At 77.0% G+C, this 17,738-nt stretch carries 12 protein-coding genes, 1 pseudogene and 1 riboswitch; of the genes and pseudogenes, 9 read left to right on the forward strand and 4 right to left on the reverse strand.

Going from position 1 to position 17,738, the window contains the following annotated elements; translation table 11 throughout:
• Window positions 1-29: 29 nt before the first annotated feature.
• Window positions 30-1,463, reverse strand: coding sequence for an aminotransferase class V-fold PLP-dependent enzyme (locus GWJ10_RS06360; protein ID WP_163186216.1), 1,434 nt, complete (start codon window positions 1,461-1,463; stop codon window positions 30-32).
• 33 nt (window positions 1,464-1,496) lie between these two features.
• A riboswitch (SAM riboswitch) is annotated at window positions 1,497-1,612 on the reverse strand.
• Between the two features lie 45 nt (window positions 1,613-1,657).
• A complete protein-coding gene (locus GWJ10_RS06365) occupies window positions 1,658-2,269 on the reverse strand; it encodes a hypothetical protein (RefSeq protein WP_163186219.1) in 612 nt (203 codons plus the stop codon).
• A gap of 251 nt (window positions 2,270-2,520) precedes the next feature.
• Between GWJ10_RS06365 and GWJ10_RS06370 the strand changes: the two genes are divergently transcribed.
• The 3 genes from GWJ10_RS06370 (at window position 2,521) to GWJ10_RS06380 (ending at window position 5,121) form a co-directional block, all read left to right on the forward strand.
• The gene (locus GWJ10_RS06370; RefSeq protein ID WP_163186221.1) at window positions 2,521-3,012 is read left to right on the forward strand and encodes a rhodanese-like domain-containing protein; all 492 of its coding nucleotides are present in this window, start codon (window positions 2,521-2,523) and stop codon (window positions 3,010-3,012) included.
• On the forward strand, window positions 3,009-4,247 hold the full coding sequence (locus GWJ10_RS06375; RefSeq protein WP_163186224.1) for an O-succinylhomoserine sulfhydrylase: 1,239 nt from the start codon (window positions 3,009-3,011) through the stop codon (window positions 4,245-4,247). Before GWJ10_RS06370 ends, GWJ10_RS06375 begins: the two co-directional genes overlap by 4 nt.
• Before the next feature lie 151 nt (window positions 4,248-4,398).
• Window positions 4,399-5,121, forward strand: coding sequence for a class I SAM-dependent methyltransferase (locus GWJ10_RS06380; RefSeq protein ID WP_163186227.1), 723 nt, complete (start codon window positions 4,399-4,401; stop codon window positions 5,119-5,121).
• 21 nt (window positions 5,122-5,142) lie between these two features.
• On the opposite strand, the gene GWJ10_RS06385 is transcribed toward GWJ10_RS06380, so the two are convergent.
• Complete coding sequence (locus tag GWJ10_RS06385) at window positions 5,143-5,628, reverse strand: hypothetical protein (RefSeq protein ID WP_076403629.1); 486 nt, start codon at window positions 5,626-5,628, stop codon at window positions 5,143-5,145.
• A 190-nt stretch (window positions 5,629-5,818) separates the two neighbouring features.
• On the opposite strand from GWJ10_RS06385, the gene recC reads away from it, so the two are divergent.
• Genes recC through recD form a run of 3 tightly spaced genes read left to right on the forward strand, consistent with a single transcriptional unit; the run spans window position 5,819 to window position 14,882 of the window.
• A complete protein-coding gene (recC, locus tag GWJ10_RS06390; protein WP_241005697.1) occupies window positions 5,819-9,277 on the forward strand; it encodes an exodeoxyribonuclease V subunit gamma in 3,459 nt (1,152 codons plus the stop codon).
• Entirely contained in the window at window positions 9,274-12,822 is a 3,549-nt protein-coding gene (locus tag GWJ10_RS06395) for a UvrD-helicase domain-containing protein (RefSeq protein ID WP_163186231.1), read from the forward strand. The genes recC and GWJ10_RS06395 overlap by 4 nt, the downstream gene beginning before the upstream one ends.
• Window positions 12,819-14,882, forward strand: a complete 2,064-nt coding sequence (gene recD / locus GWJ10_RS06400; protein WP_082774313.1) for an exodeoxyribonuclease V subunit alpha — start codon at window positions 12,819-12,821, stop codon at window positions 14,880-14,882. Before GWJ10_RS06395 ends, recD begins: the two co-directional genes overlap by 4 nt.
• Here the strand turns inward: recD and GWJ10_RS19985 are convergent.
• A complete protein-coding gene (locus GWJ10_RS19985; RefSeq protein ID WP_021483523.1) occupies window positions 14,858-14,980 on the reverse strand; it encodes a hypothetical protein in 123 nt (40 codons plus the stop codon). The genes recD and GWJ10_RS19985 overlap by 25 nt on opposite strands.
• 71 nt (window positions 14,981-15,051) lie before the next feature.
• Between GWJ10_RS19985 and GWJ10_RS06405 the strand changes: the two genes are divergently transcribed.
• The 3 genes and pseudogenes from GWJ10_RS06405 to GWJ10_RS06415 form a co-directional block, all read left to right on the forward strand.
• Window positions 15,052-16,104: an LLM class flavin-dependent oxidoreductase gene (locus GWJ10_RS06405; RefSeq protein ID WP_061267132.1), complete on the forward strand. Its 1,053-nt coding sequence runs from the start codon at window positions 15,052-15,054 to the stop codon at window positions 16,102-16,104.
• A gap of 136 nt (window positions 16,105-16,240) precedes the next feature.
• The gene (locus tag GWJ10_RS06410; protein WP_076403633.1) at window positions 16,241-16,729 is read left to right on the forward strand and encodes a hypothetical protein; all 489 of its coding nucleotides are present in this window, start codon (window positions 16,241-16,243) and stop codon (window positions 16,727-16,729) included.
• Window position 16,730: 1 nt separating this feature from the next.
• A pseudogene (locus GWJ10_RS06415) lies at window positions 16,731-17,636 on the forward strand (MBL fold metallo-hydrolase); the annotation flags it as partial.
• Window positions 17,637-17,738: the final 102 nt, after the last annotated feature.

Raw genomic sequence — 17,738 nt, forward strand, 5'->3', positions numbered from 1 at the left:
CGGGCTCCGCCGTCGGCCGTCGACGCCGGTCAGACGGCCGGCCCGCAGCCCGCCGCGTCGGCGAGGAAGCCCGCCGCCGCGGTCGCGAAGAGCCCCTCCAGGCCGGACCCCACGGGGACCGGGCGGGGGTCGTCCACGACGGCCCAGCAGCCGTCGACGACCTCGTACCGGGTGGCCGGGCCCTGCTCGACGTACGCGCGCACGGCCTCGACGAGGCGCACGACGTCCGCACCGGTCGTCCCGACGCCCACCGAGGCACGGATCGCGCCCGCGTCGTAGCCGAGGCGCGCGAGCAGCGGGTGCGCGCAGAACCGGCCGTCGCGCACGCCGATGCCGTGCTCGGCCGAGAGGTAGGCGGCGACGAGGCCCGGGTCGTGGCCCTCGACGGCGAACGTCACGACGCCGACCGGGTCGACGGCGTCGTCCCACACGCGCACGACCCGGACACCCGGGACGGCCTCCAGGCCCGCGACGAGGGCCGCGCGGAGCGCCGCCTCGTGCGCGTGCAGGTCGGCCGGGTCGAGCGCGGCGAGCGCGTCGCACGCCGCCGCGAGCGCCGCGGCGCCCACCACGTTCGGGGAGCCGGCCTCGTGGCGCGCGGGCGCCGTCTGCCACTGGGTCCCGGTCACCGCGACGTGACGCACGGCGCCGCCGCCCGCGAGGTAGGGCGTGCCCGCGTCGAGCCAGTCACGACGCCCGACGAGCGCGCCCGCGCCGAACGGCGCGTAGGTCTTGTGCCCCGAGAACGCGACGTAGTCGGCGCCCGACGCGGCGAGCGAGAACCCGCGGTGCGGGACGAGCTGGGCGCCGTCGAGCACGACGCGCGCGCCGGCGTCGTGCGCGGCGCGGACGACCTCGGTGATCGGCAGGGACTCGCCTGTGACGTTGGACGCGCCGGTCACGGCGACGAGCGCGTACGGGAAGCGCGCGAGCTCGGTGCGCAGGCCCGAGAGCGTCTCCGCGACGGACGCGCCGCCCGCGAGGACCGTCGCGCCGCCCGTGCGCTGCCACGGCAGCAGGTTCGCGTGGTGCTCGACGTCGAGGACGAGCACGCGCCCGGGCGTGCCGTCCGCGGTCGCCGGGACGCAGCCCGCGAGCAGGTTGAGCGAGTCGGTCGTGTTGCGCGTGACGACCGTGACGTCGTCCTCGCGCGCGCCGACGAACGCGCCGATCGTGCGCCGCGACGCCTCGTAGAGCGCCGTGGAGACCTGCGACAGGTAGCCCGCGCCGCGGTGCACGCTCGCGTAGAGCGGCAGCACCTCGGTCACGCGGTCGGCCACCGAGCGCAGCGCCGGGGCCGACGCCGCGACGTCGAGGTTCGCGTACGGGACGCTGCGGCCGTCGACGAGCGGGACGAGCGTGTCCCCGCCGACGACGGGCAGGAGCGCGGGCGCGTCGGCGAGCGCCGCGAGGTCAGGGGCCGGGGCGTCGGTGGGACACGAGACGTCCGCGAGAGCAGTCATGGCACAGTCCTCCAGGGTCGTCCGGGGAGAACCTCCCCGCGCTTGCCACCCGCCGGTCGGCGTGCGGCCTGGTCGTCACCCGGGGCACCCCGCCGCGAGAGGAGGGTTGCCGGCCAGCAAACCGGGGTTTCGCGCTGGCACTCATGACCTGTCGACCAGGATGTCCGTGAGCACCGCAGCGTGTCAACCGGTGGTCACGGCGTCTCGGATGGCGGGACGCAGTCCACCGGCGTCTCGAGGCGCCACCCCGACTCGTCGACCGCGAACGACTCGAGCACCTCCCCCGTGCCGGCGTCGAGCACGACGACCGAGTCGGCCGGCCACCGCGCCGGGTCGCCCGGCGGTGTCGCCGGCGGGCGCTGGAGGCGCACACCGCGCGTGTGGGCCTCGATCACCGCGCCCGTGCGGGTGCTCGCGAGCACGACCTCCGGGTGCGCGTCGGCGTAGGCGTCGCACGCCGCACCGTTCCCGTCCGAGCTCCACCAGCCCTCGTACCCGCCGACCGTGTGATCGGCCAGGTCGACCGGCTCGCCCCGGTGCGCCGCGGCCCCGTCCGACGACGGCGGGGGCGGGTCGAGCCGCTCGCCGTCGGGCCGCTCGTCGTCGGGTCGCTCGCCCTCGGGGCGAACCGGGTGGACGGACGGCCGCTCCCCGGGCGTCCGCGCGGCATCGTCCCCGACGGGCCCCACGCTCACGACACCCTGCGGGGGCTCCTCCCCGCCGGACGCGGCCCACCACCAAGCGCCCGCCGCGACGACGACCGCCGCCACGCCCGCGCCCGCAGCGCGTGCTCGTCCCGTCTGCATCGACTCCCCCCGCCCGCCGGGACCCCCGCCCGGCTGCGCGGCCACGCTAGCGGAGCCGCGCGGCGTCGGGCACCCCTCACGGGCCGCTCCCCGAGACGGGCGTTCCGCACGTCGGACGCGTGGCGTACGATCCGAGCCAACCATCCGGAGCGGCCGAGTGACGTGGCACGTCGACGCCGCAGCAACCCCCCGGACCGCCTCGGCGGCCGGGCGCAGGGTGCTACTGCCACGATCGATGGAGGAGGACTCTCATGAGCGACCAGTCCCAGCAGGCGTCGGCACCCCGGCCGGCACCCCCCGAGGCGCGTCCCGCCGTCGGCTACGCCGGCGACCTCACCCCGCAGCAGGCATGGGACCTGCTCGCGCACGACGAGCGCGCCGTGCTCGTGGACGTCCGCACCGAGGGCGAGTGGCGCACCATCGGCGTGCCCGACGCCACGCAGCTCGGCCGCGACGTCCTGTTCGACGAGTGGGTGACCCCGGCGGGGCCCAACCCGCGGTTCCTCGACCGGCTCGTCGAGGCGGGTCTGACGCCTGGCGACGAGCGCCCCGTCGTGTTCCTGCGCCGCTCGGGCCAGCGGTCGATCGGCGCGGCGCGCGCGGCCACGGCTGCCGGGCTCGGGCCGTCGTACAACGTGCTCGAGGGCTTCGAGGGCGCCCAGGGGTTCTCGGGCCTGCGGGACGTCGAGGGCTGGAAGGTCCGCGGGCTGCCCACCACGACGTTCGACGAGGCCGCCCGATGAGCGCGGTCGTGCCCGGCGGCTCCGGCCGCAAGCCCCTGCCCGCGAGCGCCCGTCCCGCGACGCTCGCCGTGCGCGGCGGCCACGCGCGCACCGAGTTCCAGGAGACGTCCGAGGCGCTGTTCCTCACGCAGGGCTACACGTACGACCGTGCGGCGGACGCCGAGGCGGCGTTCAAGGGAGAGCTCGACCGGTTCGTCTACTCACGCTACGGCAACCCGACCGTGCACACGTTCGAGGAGCGCCTGCGCCTCCTGGAGGGTGCGGAGGCGTGCTACGCGACGGCGTCCGGCATGTCCGCCGTGTTCACGGCGCTCGCCGCGCTGGTGCGGTCCGGGTCGCGCATCGTCGCGGCGCGCGCGCTGTTCGGGTCGAGCCTCGTCATCTTCGACGAGATCTTCGCGAAGTGGGGCGTGCGGACGGACTACGTCGACGGCCACGTGCTGTCGCAGTGGGAGGAGGCGCTGTCCACCCCCGCGGACGTCGTGTTCTTCGAGACGCCGTCCAACCCCATGCAGGACATCGTCGACGCGCGGCGCGTGAGCGAGCTCGCGCGCGCCGCCGGCGCGGTCGTCGTGCTCGACAACGTGTTCGCGACGCCGTTGCTGCAGCGGCCGCTCGAGCTCGGGGCCGACGTCGTCGTCTACTCGGCGACCAAGCACATCGACGGGCAGGGCCGCGTGCTCGGCGGCGCGATCCTCGGGACGGAGGAGTACGTCACCGGCCCGGTGCAGACCTTCATCCGCAACACCGGGCCGTCGCTCTCGGCGTTCAACGCGTGGGTGCTGCTCAAGGGCCTCGAGACGCTGCCCGTGCGCGTCGCCGCTCAGAACGCCGCGGCGGCGCAGGTCGCGGAGGCGCTGGAGCAGCTCCCCGGGATCGGCCGCGTGCGCTACCCGTTCCTCGCGTCGCACCCGCAGCGCGAGCTCGCGCGGTCGCAGCAGAGCGGCGGCGGGACCGTCGTGACGTTCGACCTCGCCGTGCCCGAGGGCACCGACCCCGAGACGGCGAAGAAGCGCGCGTTCACGTTCCTCGACGCGCTCCAGGTCGTCGACATCTCGAACAACCTCGGCGACGCGAAGTCCCTCGTCACGCACCCGGCCACCACGACCCACCGCAAGCTCGGCCCCGAGGGCCGCGCCGCCGTCGGGATCGCGGAGACGACCGTGCGCCTGTCGGTGGGCCTGGAAGACCCGCAAGACATCATCGAGGACGTCGAGCAAGCCCTGAACTCCTGACCCCGCCTCCCGCCGAGCAGGCGGTATCGGTTCGTCCCGGCGCCGGGACGGGCCACGACCACCTGCTCGGCGGGCAGGAGGGGCCTGGTCGGCACCGGGGGCTTCCCAGGATCGGGTGGACCGGTCGCGTGAGCTTTCGTAGCGTCGTCGGGTGCCCGACGCCCTCTTCGACGACCCCCGCCTCGCCGCCCTCTACGACCCGCTCGACCCGGACCGGTCCGACCTCGACGCCTACGTCGCGATCGTCGACGAGCTGGGCGCGCGCCGAGTGCTCGACGTCGGGTGCGGCACCGGGACGTTCGCGTGCCTGCTCGCGCAGCGCGGCGTCGAGGTGGTCGGCCTCGACCCGGCGGGTGCGTCGCTCGACATCGCCCGCACGAAGCCGGGCGCCGAGCGCGTGCGCTGGCTGCACGGCGACGCGACGACCCTCCCCCCGCTCCAGGTCGACCTCGCGACGATGACGGCGAACGTCGCCCAGGTGTTCCTCACCGACGACGCGTGGGCCGCGACGCTGCGGGGCGTCCACGACGCGCTCGTGCCGGGCGGGTGGCTGGTGCTCGAGACCCGTGTCCCCGCCCGTCGGGCCTGGGAGGGGTGGGTCCGCGAGGCGACGGTCACGCGCGTGGAGGTGCCCGACGTCGGCCCGGTCGAGTCGTGGACCGACCTCACCGACGTGTCGCTCCCCTTCGTGTCCTTCCACGACACGACCGTGCTGCCCGACGGCACCACGCTCCACTCCGACTCGACGCTGCGCTTCCGGGAGCGCGGGGAGGTCGAGACGTCGCTCGTGGCGTGCGGGTTCGAGGTCGTGGACGTCCGGGACGCGCCCGACCGCCCGGGTCGCGAGTGGGTCTTCGTGGCACGGCGCGGCTGAGCCGCGCGAAGCGCGATCGTGTCAGCCGCGACGGTCGCCCAGCACGACGACGTCCTCCGGGCGGCCGCCCGACCGTGCGACGTGCGACCGGACCGCGTCCAGCTCGTGCGGCAGCAGGAGGAAGCTCACCGACGTCCCGGTGTCGTTCACGTCCCAGAGCAGCGTCCAGTGCTCGTCGAAGCCCGAGCCGCAGATCGTGAAGGGGGCGACGGCGAGGGCGAGGTCGAGCTCGCGGTCGTCGCGCGGGTCGAGCTCGAGCGAGATCGGGGGCTCCCACCCGAAGCGCCGGGCGAGGCGTCCGCGTCGTGCGCGGCACAGCTCCTCCAAGGCGTGCACCGCATCGGTCGCGTCCGGTGGCCACGGCTCGTCGGAGTACACGTCGACCTGGAGCCGTGCCACCCGGTCGCGCAGCGCCAGGAGCGCGCCGCGACACGCGGCCGCGACGGTGCCCGGCGAGGCGCCGTCGGCGATCGTGCACAGCACGGCCGTCGTCCTCCGCTGCCGCATCGGTCCTCCCTCGGGTGCTGATTCCGCCGCGGCCTCCGCGCGCGTGCGGTGCGGACACCGTAGTCCCCGGGCCGCCTGTGGACGGCGGTTCGACGGTGTGGGTCGCACCTCGTAGATTCCTCATAGCGCACGGCCACGGGCCGGGCACATGATCACGCCACCACCATCGACAGGGGTCCTCTTGCTGCACGTGCACCGCTCCGAGCGTGCCGAGGCGCTCGTGGCGCCGCTCGCCGCCGTGCTCGCGGAGGTCCCGGCGGACCCGTTCACGCCGGACGTCGTGGCGGTCCCGACGCGCGGGGTGGAGCGGTGGCTCGCGCAGCGGCTCTCGCACCACCTGGGCGCGGGCGAGACGGCGGGGATCTGCGCGAACGTGGATTTCCGGGGCCCGCGGCGGCTCGTCGAGCAGGTCGTGGCCGACCTCACGGACCTCGACCCCGACGACGACCCGTGGCGGCCCGAGCGGCTCGCGTGGTCGGTGCTCGAGGTGCTCGACGCGCACCTCGCCGAGCCCTGGGCGGCGCCGCTCGCGCGCTACGTCGGCGACCCGAGCGACGAGGTGCGGCGGGGCCGGCGGCTCACGCTCGCGCGACGGCTCGCGGACCTCCTGGTCGACTACGCCCGCCAGCGGCCCGAGGTCGTGCTCGCGTGGTCGGCCCCGGTCACGGGGACCGCCGTCGCGCCGGACGACCTCGCGTGGCAGCCCGAGCTGTGGCGCCGCCTGGTGGAGCGCGTCCCGGCGACGGACCCGGCGCGGCGCGTGACGGAGGCGGTCGCGGCGCTGCACGCGGACCCGGCGGCCGTCGACCTGCCGCCGCGGCTGTCCGTGTTCGGGCCCACGCGGCTCCCCGAGGACGAGCTCCGGGTCCTGCGCGCGCTCGCCGAGCACCGCGACGTCCACCTGTGGCTCGTGCACCCCTCGCCGGCGCTGTGGGCGACAGTCGCCACGTCCGCCGGCGAACCCTTCACGGGCGGCGCGAGCGCGAGCGCAGACCACGCGGGCGCGCCCGTCTGGCGTCGCGCGGACCTGCCGACGTTCGCGCGCCACCCGTTCCTCGCGTCCACCGGCCGGGACACGGTCGAGCTGCAGCTCCGGCTGGCCGCGGGCGAGGCGCGTGAGACCCACCACGAGGCGGCGCCCCCGCCACCGACCCTGCTCGGCGCGCTGCAGTCCGCGCTGCGGGCCGACGATCCGGACGGCGCGCACGTGCTGGACCCGACGGACCGCTCCGTGCAGGTGCTCGCGTGCCACGGCCGCGCCCGGCAGGTCGAGGTGCTGCGCGAGACGCTCGTCGGCCTGTTCTCCGCCGACCCGACGCTCCAGGCGCGCGACGTCATCGTGCTGTGCCCCGACGTCGAGACGTTCGCGCCGCTCGTCACCGCGACCTTCGGCGCCGTCCCTGAGCTGGGCGACGACGCGCACCCCGGCCAGCGGCTGCGGGTCAGCCTCGCGGACCGCGGCGCCGGGACCACCAACCCCGTGCTCGCGCTGCTCGCCACGCTGCTGCGCCTCGCGGACGGCCGCGTCACGGCGTCCGAGGTGCTCGACCTCGCGGCGAGCGGCCCGGTCCGCCGCCGGTTCCGCTTCTCCGACGACGACGTCGACCGGCTGCGGCAGTGGGCCGTCGAGGCGGGGGTCCACTGGGGCGAGGACGGCGAGCGTCGCGCCCGCTTCGGGATCGACGGGCACGTGCGGCAGGGCACGTGGGACGCGGCGCTCGACCGCATCCTGCTCGGCGCCGCGATGGCCGACGAGGACGCCCGGTTCGTCGGGCCTGCGCTCCCGCTGGACGACGTCGGCTCGACGGACGTGGACCTCGCGGGCCGGCTCGCGGAGCTCGTCGCGCGGCTCACGGAGATCCTGCGCGGCCTCGACGGCGTGCACCCGCTCGCGCACTGGCTCGACACCCTCGACCGCGCGCTCACGCTCCTGGCGGAGGCGCCGCCGACGGAGGCGTGGCAGATCGGCTCCGCACGCCGCGTGCTGGGCGACGTGCGGGCGGCGGGTGCCGCGCACGGCGGCGTCGCGCTGCGGCTCGCGGACGTGCGGGCGCTGCTCGACGACCGCCTGGCCGGGCGCCCGACGCGCGCCGGGTTCCGCACGGGCGCGCTCACCGTCTGCTCGCTCGAGCCGATGCGCTCCGTGCCGCACCGGGTGGTCTGCCTCCTCGGGCTCGACGACGGCGTGTTCCCCCGCACCGCCGCGCCCGCGGGCGACGACCTGCTCGCCCGGCACCCCGAGATCGGCGAGCGCGACGCGCGCAGCGAGGACCGGCAGATCTTCCTCGACGCCGTCGCCGCGGCGGGCGACCACCTCGTCGTCGTGCACACGGGTGCCGACGAGCGCACCGGGGCGCCGCGCCCGCCCGCGGTGCCCGTGGCGGAGCTGCTCGACGCGCTGGACCGGGTGGCCATCACGGCCGACGGGCGCGCCGCGCGCGAGCACGTCGTCGTGCAGCACCCGCTCCAGACGGTCGACGAGCGGAACTTCACGCCGGGCGCGCTCGGCGTCCCCGGACCGTTCAGCCACGACGACGCCGCGTTCGCCGGGGCCCGCCAGGCGCGCCAGAAGCGTGAGCCGGTCGGGGCCCTCGTCGGCGCACCGCTCTCGCTGCCGACCGGTGCCGCCGTCGGCTCCGTGGAAGGACCGGGGTCGCCCACGGCGACCGGGGGCCGCGCGGACGTCGAGCTCGACGACCTGGTTCGCCTGCTCGAGAACGCACCCCGCTGGTTCGCGCAGCACACGCTCGACGTGGGTCTCGTGCTGGAGGAGGAGGACGTCGAGGACCGGCTGCCCCTCTCCCTCACGGGGCTGGCGGGCTGGGGCGTGGGCGACCGCGTGCTGCGGGCCGCGCTCGCGGGCGTCGACCCGAACCGCGCGATGCAGGCCGAGTGGCGCCGCGGCCAGGTCCCGCCGCGCGAGCTCGGCCGGTCGGCGCTCCAGGAGGTCGTCCGGGCCGTGGGGCCGCTCCGGGTCGCGGCCGTCGAGGCCGCGCGCGAGGCCGACGTCGCGGCTGGTCGTCCCGTGAGCCAGGACGTGCTGAGCTCTGCCGAGACGGTCGACGTGCGAGCGACCCTCCCGGACGGCGGCACGCTCGTCGGCAGCGTGCCGGGCGTGCACGGCGCGCGCGTGGTGCGCACGGAGTACTCGCGGCTCGGGCCGAAGCACCGGCTGCGCGCCTGGGTGCAGGCGCTCGCGCTGCGCGTGAGCGCCCCGGACCGCCCGTGGGACGCCGTCGCGATCGGCCGGTCCCCCCGCGGCCCGGGGGTCGCGTGGTCGACGCTCACGCCGCCCGACCGCGACACGGCGGCCGCCGTGCTGGCCGACCTCGTGGCCCTGCGCGACGAGGCCGCCCGCGAGCCCCTGCCGCTGCTGCCCGAGGTCGCGCTCCGCTACGCCGAGGAGCGGCGCACCACCGACGCGCGCGACGCCCTGATGCGCGCCGGGTGGGCGTGGAACAAGGGCTTCGAGCGCAAGGACCCGTACGTCGTGCTCGCGTGGGGCCAGGACCCGGCGCTCCCCGACCTCGCGGGCCACGCGACGACCGCCGACCTGGGCCGCTTCCCCGACGACCCGACCCGCCTCGGCGCGCTCGCGCGCCGCGTGTGGGACCCCCTGCTGGAGCACGAGCTGCGAGGTGCGCGATGAGCGGCCCGACGTCCGCACCCGCCACGCCCGCCGCGGCGTCCGGACCCGCGGTGCCCGGACCCGTCGCGGGGAGCCCGCGGCGCTTCGACCCGTTCGGCGACCTGCCGCGCGGGACGGTCGTGCTCGAGGCGAGCGCCGGCACGGGCAAGACGCACACCATCGCGACCCTCACCACGCGCTACGTCGCCGAGGGCGTGGCGGCGCTGCCCGAGATCATGCTCGTGACGTTCGGCCGGGCCGCGACGTCGGAGCTGCGCGACCGCGTGCGCGAGCGCCTCGTCGCGACCGAGCGCGCGCTGCGCGGCCACGACCCGGCGCACAGCGCCGACGAGCTCGTCACGTTCCTCGCCGCGGTCGACGCCGACGAGCTCGCCCGCCGTCGCGAGCGCCTGCGCGTCGCGCTGTCCCAGCTCGACGCCGCGACGATCACGACGACGCACGGGTTCTGCCAGCAGATGCTCACCGCGCTGGGGACGGCGGCCGACGTCGACCTCGCGACGAGCTTCCTGCCCGACGTGGCCGACCTCGTCGAGGAGGTCACGGACGACCTGTACGTGCGGCGGTTCGCCGACCAGAGCGAGCCGATCCTCTCGCCGCGCGACGTGCGCGCGGTCGCCCGCGCGGCGGTGAGCGACCACGGGGCGGTGGTCGCGCCGTCGGACGCGGCCGAGGGCTCGGTGGCCGCGGCGCGGTACGAGGTCGCCGTCGCCGCCCGCCGCGAGGTGGAGGCGCGCAAGCGGGCGATGCACCTGCTCGACTACGACGACCTCCTCGTCCTGCTGCGACGCGCCCTCACCGACCCGGAGCACGGTGCGACGGCGACGCAGCGCGTCCGGTCGAGGTTCCGCGTCGTCATGGTGGACGAGTTCCAGGACACGGACCCCGAGCAGTGGGCGATCCTGCGCACCGCGTTCCACGGGCGGCCCGACGAGAGCAGCGCGCTCGTCCTCATCGGGGACCCCAAGCAGGCGATCTACGCGTTCCGCGGCGCGGACGTCGTGACGTACCTGCAGGCCGTCGAGGACGCGACGGACACCGCGACGCTCAGCACGAGCTGGCGCAGCGACGGCCCGCTCCTCGCAGGCCTGCACGCGCTGCTCGGCGAGACGGCGCTCGGCGACCCGCGCATCGTCGTGCGCCCGGTCGACGCGGCGCACCCCGAGGCGCGGTTCTCCGGCGGCGCGCCGGTGCGGCTGCGGCAGGTGACGCGCCGCGCCTACCGGCTGGGCGCCTCGTCGGCGCCGTCGGCCCCGGACGCGCGCGGCCTGCTCGCGAAGGACGTCGCGGCCGACGTCGCGAGCCGTCTCGGCACCGCGTCCGGCGGGGGCGACCGCGTGCGCGACGACGTCGGCGGCGCGGCGGTCGACGCGGCGCGCTGGCGCCCGCTCGAGCCGCGCGACGTCGCCGTGCTGACCCGCACGAACGCCCAGGCCGAGGCGGTGCGCTCGGCGCTCGTCGCGCTGGGCGTGCCGGCGGTCGTGTCGGGACCGTCGAGCGTGTTCGGGTCGGCCGCGGCGCAGGACTGGCTCACGCTCCTCGCGGCGCTGGAGCAGCCGGGCCTCCACCGGCGCGCGACGGCGCTCGCCCTCACGCCGTTCGTCGGCTGGGACGCACAGCGTCTCGCGACCGCAGGCGACGCGGACCACGACGAGCTCGGCGACACGGTCCGGGCCTGGGCGCGCCTCCTCGCTGACCGGGGCGTGGCCGCGGTCGCGGAGGTGGCCGCACGGCGCGGGGCGACGGCCCGTGTCATGGTGCGCGCCGACGGCGAGCGCTACCTCACCGACCTGCGCCACGTCACGCAGGCGCTGCACGAGGCCGCGACGACCGAGGGGCTCGGCACGGCCGCGCTCACGGCCTGGCTCCGGACCCGGATCGCCGAGGTCGGGACGGTCTTCACCGACGAGCGCACCCGCCGTCTCGAGACCGACGCCGCCGCCGTGCAGGTCGTCACCGTGCACGCCGCGAAGGGCCTCGAGTTCGGCGTCGTCTACGTCCCGTTCGGGTGGGAGCGGTTCGAGCCCGACGACCAGGAGCTGTTCGCGTTCCACGACGACCACGGGCAGCGCGTGCTGCACCTCGGCGGGGTCGGCTCCCCCGGGTTCGTGGACGCCAAGGCGCGCTGGCGAGACGAAGAGCTCGGCGAGGACCTGCGCCTGCTGTACGTGGCGCTCACCCGGGCTCGGCACCAGGTCGTCGTGCACTGGACCCCCACGAAGCGCAGCACGGGATCGGGACCGCTCACCCGCCTCCTGCTCGCCGACCGGATGCTCGGCGGCGAGCCCGGGCGCCACGCACGGCCCGACGCGATGCGCGACGACGCCGTCCGGTCCGCGTTCGAGGCGGTCGCGGCGCGGTCGGGCGGGACGGTCGTCGTCGAGCAGGTCGACGCCCGGCCGAAGGGCGAGCCCTGGTCGCCCGGCACCCGGTCGGGCACGGACCTCGCGCTCGCGACCGCGGTCCACCTCCCGGACCGCGACTGGCGGCGGGCGTCGTACTCGGCCCTGACCGCGGCCGCGCACCACGGCCCGGTCGGCGGGATCGAGAGCGAGCCCGAGGACCCGGGCGTGCAGGACGAGCCGGAGGAGACCACCGACGACGACACCGCCGCGCCCTCGGCCCCGGCCTCGACCCCACGCCCCGGCGCGGACGTGCCGTCCCCGTACGAGGGGCAGCCGGGCGGCACCGCGTTCGGCACGCTCGTGCACGAGATCCTCGAGTACGTCGACACCGCGGCCGACGACCTCGACGCCGAGGTGCGCGCCCGCTGCGCGCAGGCGGCGACGGTCCGCGTGCCGGGCGTCGAGCCCGTCGCGCTCGCGACGGCGCTCGGCCTGTCGCTGCGCACGCCGCTCGGCCCGATCGCGGGCGGGCTCACGCTCGCCGACGTCGACCCGCGGGACCGGCTGCCCGAGCTCGAGTTCGAGCTCCCGCTCGCCGGGGGCGACGAGACGGAGGGCGTGCGTCCCGCGACGCTGCGCGACCTCGCGGACGTCCTGCGGGCGCACCTGCCCGCCGACGACGCGTTCGCCCGATACCCCGACCTCCTGGCGGCGCTGGCCGACGAGTCCGAGACGGGCACGAGCACCGGCGGCGTCCCGCTGCGCGGCTACCTCACGGGCTCGATCGACGCCGTGCTGCGCGTGCCCGCCCCGGGTCCCGACGGCGCTCCGGACGGGGATCCGGGCGGCCGCCACCGGTACCTGGTCGTCGACTACAAGACGAACCGCGTCGGGCCGCCCGGGGTCCCGCTCGCCGTGGGCGACTACCACCCCGACGCCATGCGCGACGCGATGCTCGCCTCGCACTACCCGCTGCAGCTCGTGCTCTACCTCGTCGCGCTCCACCGCTACCTGCGGTGGCGCGTGCGCGACTACGAACCCGACCGCGACCTCGCCGGCGGGGCGTACCTCTTCGTGCGCGGCATGGCCGGGCCGGACACGCCCCGCGACCCCGACGGCACCCCGTACGGCGTCGTCGCCTGGAGCCCGCCGCCCGGGCTCGTCGTCGCCCTGTCCGCCCTGCTCGACGGAGGTCGCGCATGACCACGACCACTCCCGGGTCGGCGCTCCGGCCCACCGCTCCTCCTGCGGGCGACGTGGTCGACGAGGGCGACCCGCGGCTCGCCGTCGGCGTGCCGGCGGGCCTGGCGCCGTTCAACGTCGCGCGCGTGGTCTCGGCCGCCGACGTGCGCGTCGCGCTGCGGCTCGGCCGGCTCACGGGCGAGCACGACGACCAGGTGCTGCTCGCCGTCGCGCTCGCCGTCCGTGCCGTGCGCAGCGGCTCCGTGTGCGTGCGCCTCGACGACCTCGGCTCCCTGGCGCTGCCCGAGGACGAGGAGGCCGCCCGGACCGACGCCGCGGACCTGCCGTGGCCGGACCGCGCCGCGTGGGCCGGCGCGGTCGCGCGCAGCCCGCTGGTCGCCGTCGGGGTCGACGGCGCGCCCGACAGGCCCGCGCGCTGGGTCGGGGGCGCGCTGTACCTCGACCGCTACTGGCGCGACGAGCTCGCGGTCCGGCACGACGTCGACGGTCGGCTCGCGGCGCCCGACCTGCCGGTCGACGCCGACCGCCTCGACGTCGCGCTGGCCCGCCTCTTCCCCGCGGCGGAGGACACGCGGCAGCGGCTCGCCGCCGCGCACGCCGCCACGCGCCGGCTCACCGTCCTCACGGGTGGCCCCGGCACGGGCAAGACGACGACGGTCGCGCGGCTGCTCGCCGTCCTGCACGACGCCGTCCCGCACGACGCTGCCCGCCCCGCGACCGCGGCGGCGCCCGCTCCGTCGCGCGCGGGGGCGAACGTCCCGGCCGACCAGGGCACGGCGCTGCGCGTCGCGCTCGCCGCCCCGACCGGGAAGGCGGCCGCACGGCTCCAGGAGGCGGTGCGCGAGGTCGTCGCCGGGTTCGGCGACGCCGCCGACCGCGCGCGCGTCGGGACGCCCGTCGCGACGACGCTGCACCGCCTGCTCGGGTACCGGCCGGGCAGCAGCACGCGGTTCCGCCACGACGCGCACCACCACCTGCCGCACGACGTCGTCGTCGTCGACGAGACGTCGATGGTCGCGCTGCCGCTCATGGCGCGGCTGCTCGAGGCGCTGCGGCCCGACGCGCGGCTCGTGCTCGTCGGGGACCCGGACCAGCTCGCCTCGGTGGAGGCCGGTGCCGTGCTCGGCGACCTCGTGCACCGCGAGCCCGTCACGCCCCCGGCCACCGCACCGGTCGTGCTCGCGGCGGCCGAGACCGCGCTGGCCGACGCGCCGCCGCCCGCCGACGGCGAGGTCGACGACCGGGCGGTGCTCGGCAACGGCGTCGTCCGGCTGCGCACCGTCCACCGTCAGGACCGCGACTCGGAGATCCTGCCGCTCGCTGCCGCGATCCGGGCCGAGGACGCAGAGGCGACGCTCGCCCTGCTGCGCGCGGGGCACGGGTCCGTGGAGTTCCTCGAGACGCCCGACGACGAGCCGGACGACGCGGTGCTGGCTGCGGTCCGCGCGGACGCCGTCGCGGCGGGGACCCTGCTCGTCGAGGCCGCGCGCGCCGGGGACGCCGCCGCCGCGCTCGACGCGCTCGCGCGGCACCGCGTCATGGTGGCGCACCGGCGCGGGCCCGCGGGGCGCGGCCGGTGGGCGGCGCAGGTCGAGGCGTGGGTCGAGGAGGCGACCGGCCACCACACGACCGACTCCCCGTGGGTCGCCGGGCGGCCCCTGCTCGTCACGACGAACGACGCCGAGGTCGGCCTCTACAACGGCGACACCGGCGTGCTCGTCGCGGAGCCCTCGGGCGGGGTCGTCGCCGTGTTCGGGGACCCGCGCGCGCCGCTGCGCGTGCGCACGCACCGGCTGCCACCCGTGGAGACCGTGCACGCCATGACGGTCCACCGGGCGCAGGGCAGCCAGTTCGACCGGGTCACGCTCGTCCTGCCGCCCGCGACCTCGCCGCTGCTCACGCGCGAGCTGCTGTACACGGCGGTGACGCGCGCGCAGTCGTTCGTGCGCGTCGTCGGCTCCGAGGACGCCGTGCGCACCGCGGTGACGAGCCCGGTCCACCGGGCGAGCGGGCTGCGGACTCCGCTGCCCGGCGGTCAGTCCTCGGTGCGCTCCGCCTGATCGCGCTCGCGCAGCTCCTTGAGGCGGCCCCAGGGCACGAGCACGATCCAGGCGACGGACGCGACGGCGGCGCCCATGATCATCGAGGGGACGTCCATGGCGACCATCCTGGCAGGCGTGCGCGGTCGCCCCGGGGAATGAGGCACGGGGGTGGCCGGTTGGCACCAGGGTGAGCACCCAGACCCCCCGCCTGTCCGTCCTCGACCTCGTGCCCGTCCGCTCGGGCCAGTCCAGCACCCAGGCGGTGCGAGCGTCGCTCGACCTGGTCCGCCTCGCCGACCGGCTCGGCTTCGAGCGCTACTGGTTCGCCGAGCACCACAACATGCCCGCGGTCGCGGCCTCGACCCCGCCCGTGATGATCGCCGCAGCCGCGTCGGTGACGGACCGGATCCGCGTCGGCTCGGGCGGCGTCATGCTGCCCAACCACGCGCCGCTCGTCGTGGCCGAGCAGTTCGCGGCGCTCGAGGCGATCGCGCCGGGGCGGGTCGACCTGGGCCTCGGCCGCGCGCCCGGCTCGGACCCGGTCGTCACGCAGCTCCTGCGCATCACCGGCCCGACGGCCGACGTCGACCGCTTCCCCCAGCACGTCACGGACATCCTCGCGCTCATGAGCCCGCAGGGCGCGACGCTGCGCCTCACGAGCGGGCAGGTCTACGACGTGCACGCGACGCCCGCCGCGGACGGCACCCCGACGGTCTGGCTGCTCGGGTCGAGCGACTACTCCGCGCGCCTCGCGGCCGAGCTCGGCCTGCCGTACGTGTTCGCGAACCACTTCTCGGGCCAGGGCATCGACGAGATCCTCGCCCTGTACCGCGAGGGCTACCGCCCGAGCGAGGCGTTCCCCGAGCCCCGCACGTTCCTCACCCTCAACGCCGTCGTCGCGGAGACCGACGACGAGGCGCGCGCCCGGGCCCTCCCCCAGGCCCGCATGATGGCGCGCCTGCGCACCGGGCAGGCGCTCACCGCGCTCGAGACCGTCGAGGAGGCGCAGGCCGCGCCGCTCGACGGCGCGGCCGGGCAGATGGTCGAGGACAGCCTGCGCCGCTGGGCCGTCGGGACGCCCGACGCTGCGGCGGCCGAGGTCCGTCGGCTCGCCGAGCGCCACGGCGTGGACGAGGTCATGGTCGTGCCCGTCGCCGCGTCCCGTGCGGACGAGGCGCTCGACGCGACGCCGGGCCGCGCGCGCACGCTCGAGCTCCTCGCGGGAGAGCTCGCCGTCTGACCCCCTCCCCGCCGAGCACGACGTTGCTGTCGCGATAGCGCCCGTCACGACAGCAAGGTCGTGCTCGACGCGGAGCGGCGTCGTGGTCGGCGGCGGGGGCGCGGCGGCGTCGGTGGGAGGCGGTAGCGTCGCGCGCATGAGCACGAAGTACGACGACGCGTCCTGGCACTCCGGCGGCGAGGGCTACCCGCCCGAGGCCGGTCCCGAGGCGGGGGCGACGCACATCGGCATGTTCCTCGCGTGGGCGGTGCTCGCGGGGCACACGTCCCCGGAGCTCGAGGAGGACTCCGCGGACGAGCTCGCGGCGCTGCGCGAGCGCACCGTCACGCCGGGCGCGTTCGTGCACGACTCGTGCGACGGCAAGCTCGTCGACCACGACCTCGACGACATCGGCACCGCGTTCGCGAGCGCCTACTACGCGGGCGACGACGAGGACGAGGGCGACGCCGGCCTCTACCTCGAAGACTACGTGGACGCCGTGAGCCCCGGCGACGGGGAGCCCGAGGACGTGTACCGCGTCCCGGACACGTGGGAGACGTACGAGCTCGTCGCGCCGCTGATCGACGCGCGGTTCGCCCAGTGGGACGACGAGGGCCGCCCGGCGGTCCTGCGGCACCGCGCGTGACATGAGCGCCCCGACGCCCGTCACGCGCCTCGCCGCCGTCCTGCGCGCCGACAACCCCGGCCCCATGACGCTCGACGGCACGCGCTCGTACGTGCTGCGCGCGCCGGGCTCGTCGTCGTGCGTCGTCGTGGACCCGGGGCCCGACGACGCGACCCACCTCGACGCGCTCGCCGCCGCCGGGCCGGTCGAGCTCGTGCTCGTGACCCACCGCCACGCCGACCACACGGCCGGGTCCCCCGGCCTGCGCGCGCGCACCGGCGCCCCCGTGCGGGCCGCCGACCCGGACCACTGCCACGGCGGCGCGCCGCTGCGCGACGGCGAGGTGATCGAGGCCGCAGGCCTGCGGGTCGCGGTCCTCGCCACGCCCGGCCACACCGCCGACTCGGTCTGCCTCGTCCTGCCCGACGACGGCCCCGTCGCCTCGACCGACGACCGCGCCCGCCGCACGGCGGACCCGGGCCCGGCGGGCTCCGGCACCGCGGGCCCCGTCGCCGCGGGCTCCGGGACCGCGGCGGACGAGGGCGCGCGGGCGCCGTCGGGCACGACGATCCTCACGGGCGACACGGTGCTCGGGGCGGGGACGACGGTGATCGCGGCGCCCGACGGGTCCCTCGGCGCCTACCTCGCGAGCCTCGACGCGATCGAGGCCGTCTCGGGCGGCCCGGGACCGGTGGCCGGCCTCCCGGGCCACGGACCGGTCGTCGACGACCTCGCGGCACGCGTTCGCGCGTACCGGGAGCACCGTCACGACCGTCTCGCCCAGGTGCGGGCCGCGCTGACCACGCTCGGCCTAGCCCCGGACGCACCGGGCGCGGTCGACGAGGTGGTCGCGCGGGTCTACGCCGACGTCGACCCCGCGGTGCGAGGAGCCGCCCGGCAGTCCGTCGCCGCGCAGCTCGCGTTCCTCGCCGGCCCAGACACCGACGCGGGCACCGGCACCGGCACCAGCACCAGCACCAGCACCAGCACCAGCACCAGCACCAGCACCAGCACCAGCACCAGCACCAGC

Source organism: Cellulosimicrobium sp. SL-1, from assembly GCF_011033075.1.
Lineage (GTDB): Bacteria > Actinomycetota > Actinomycetes > Actinomycetales > Cellulomonadaceae > Cellulosimicrobium > Cellulosimicrobium funkei.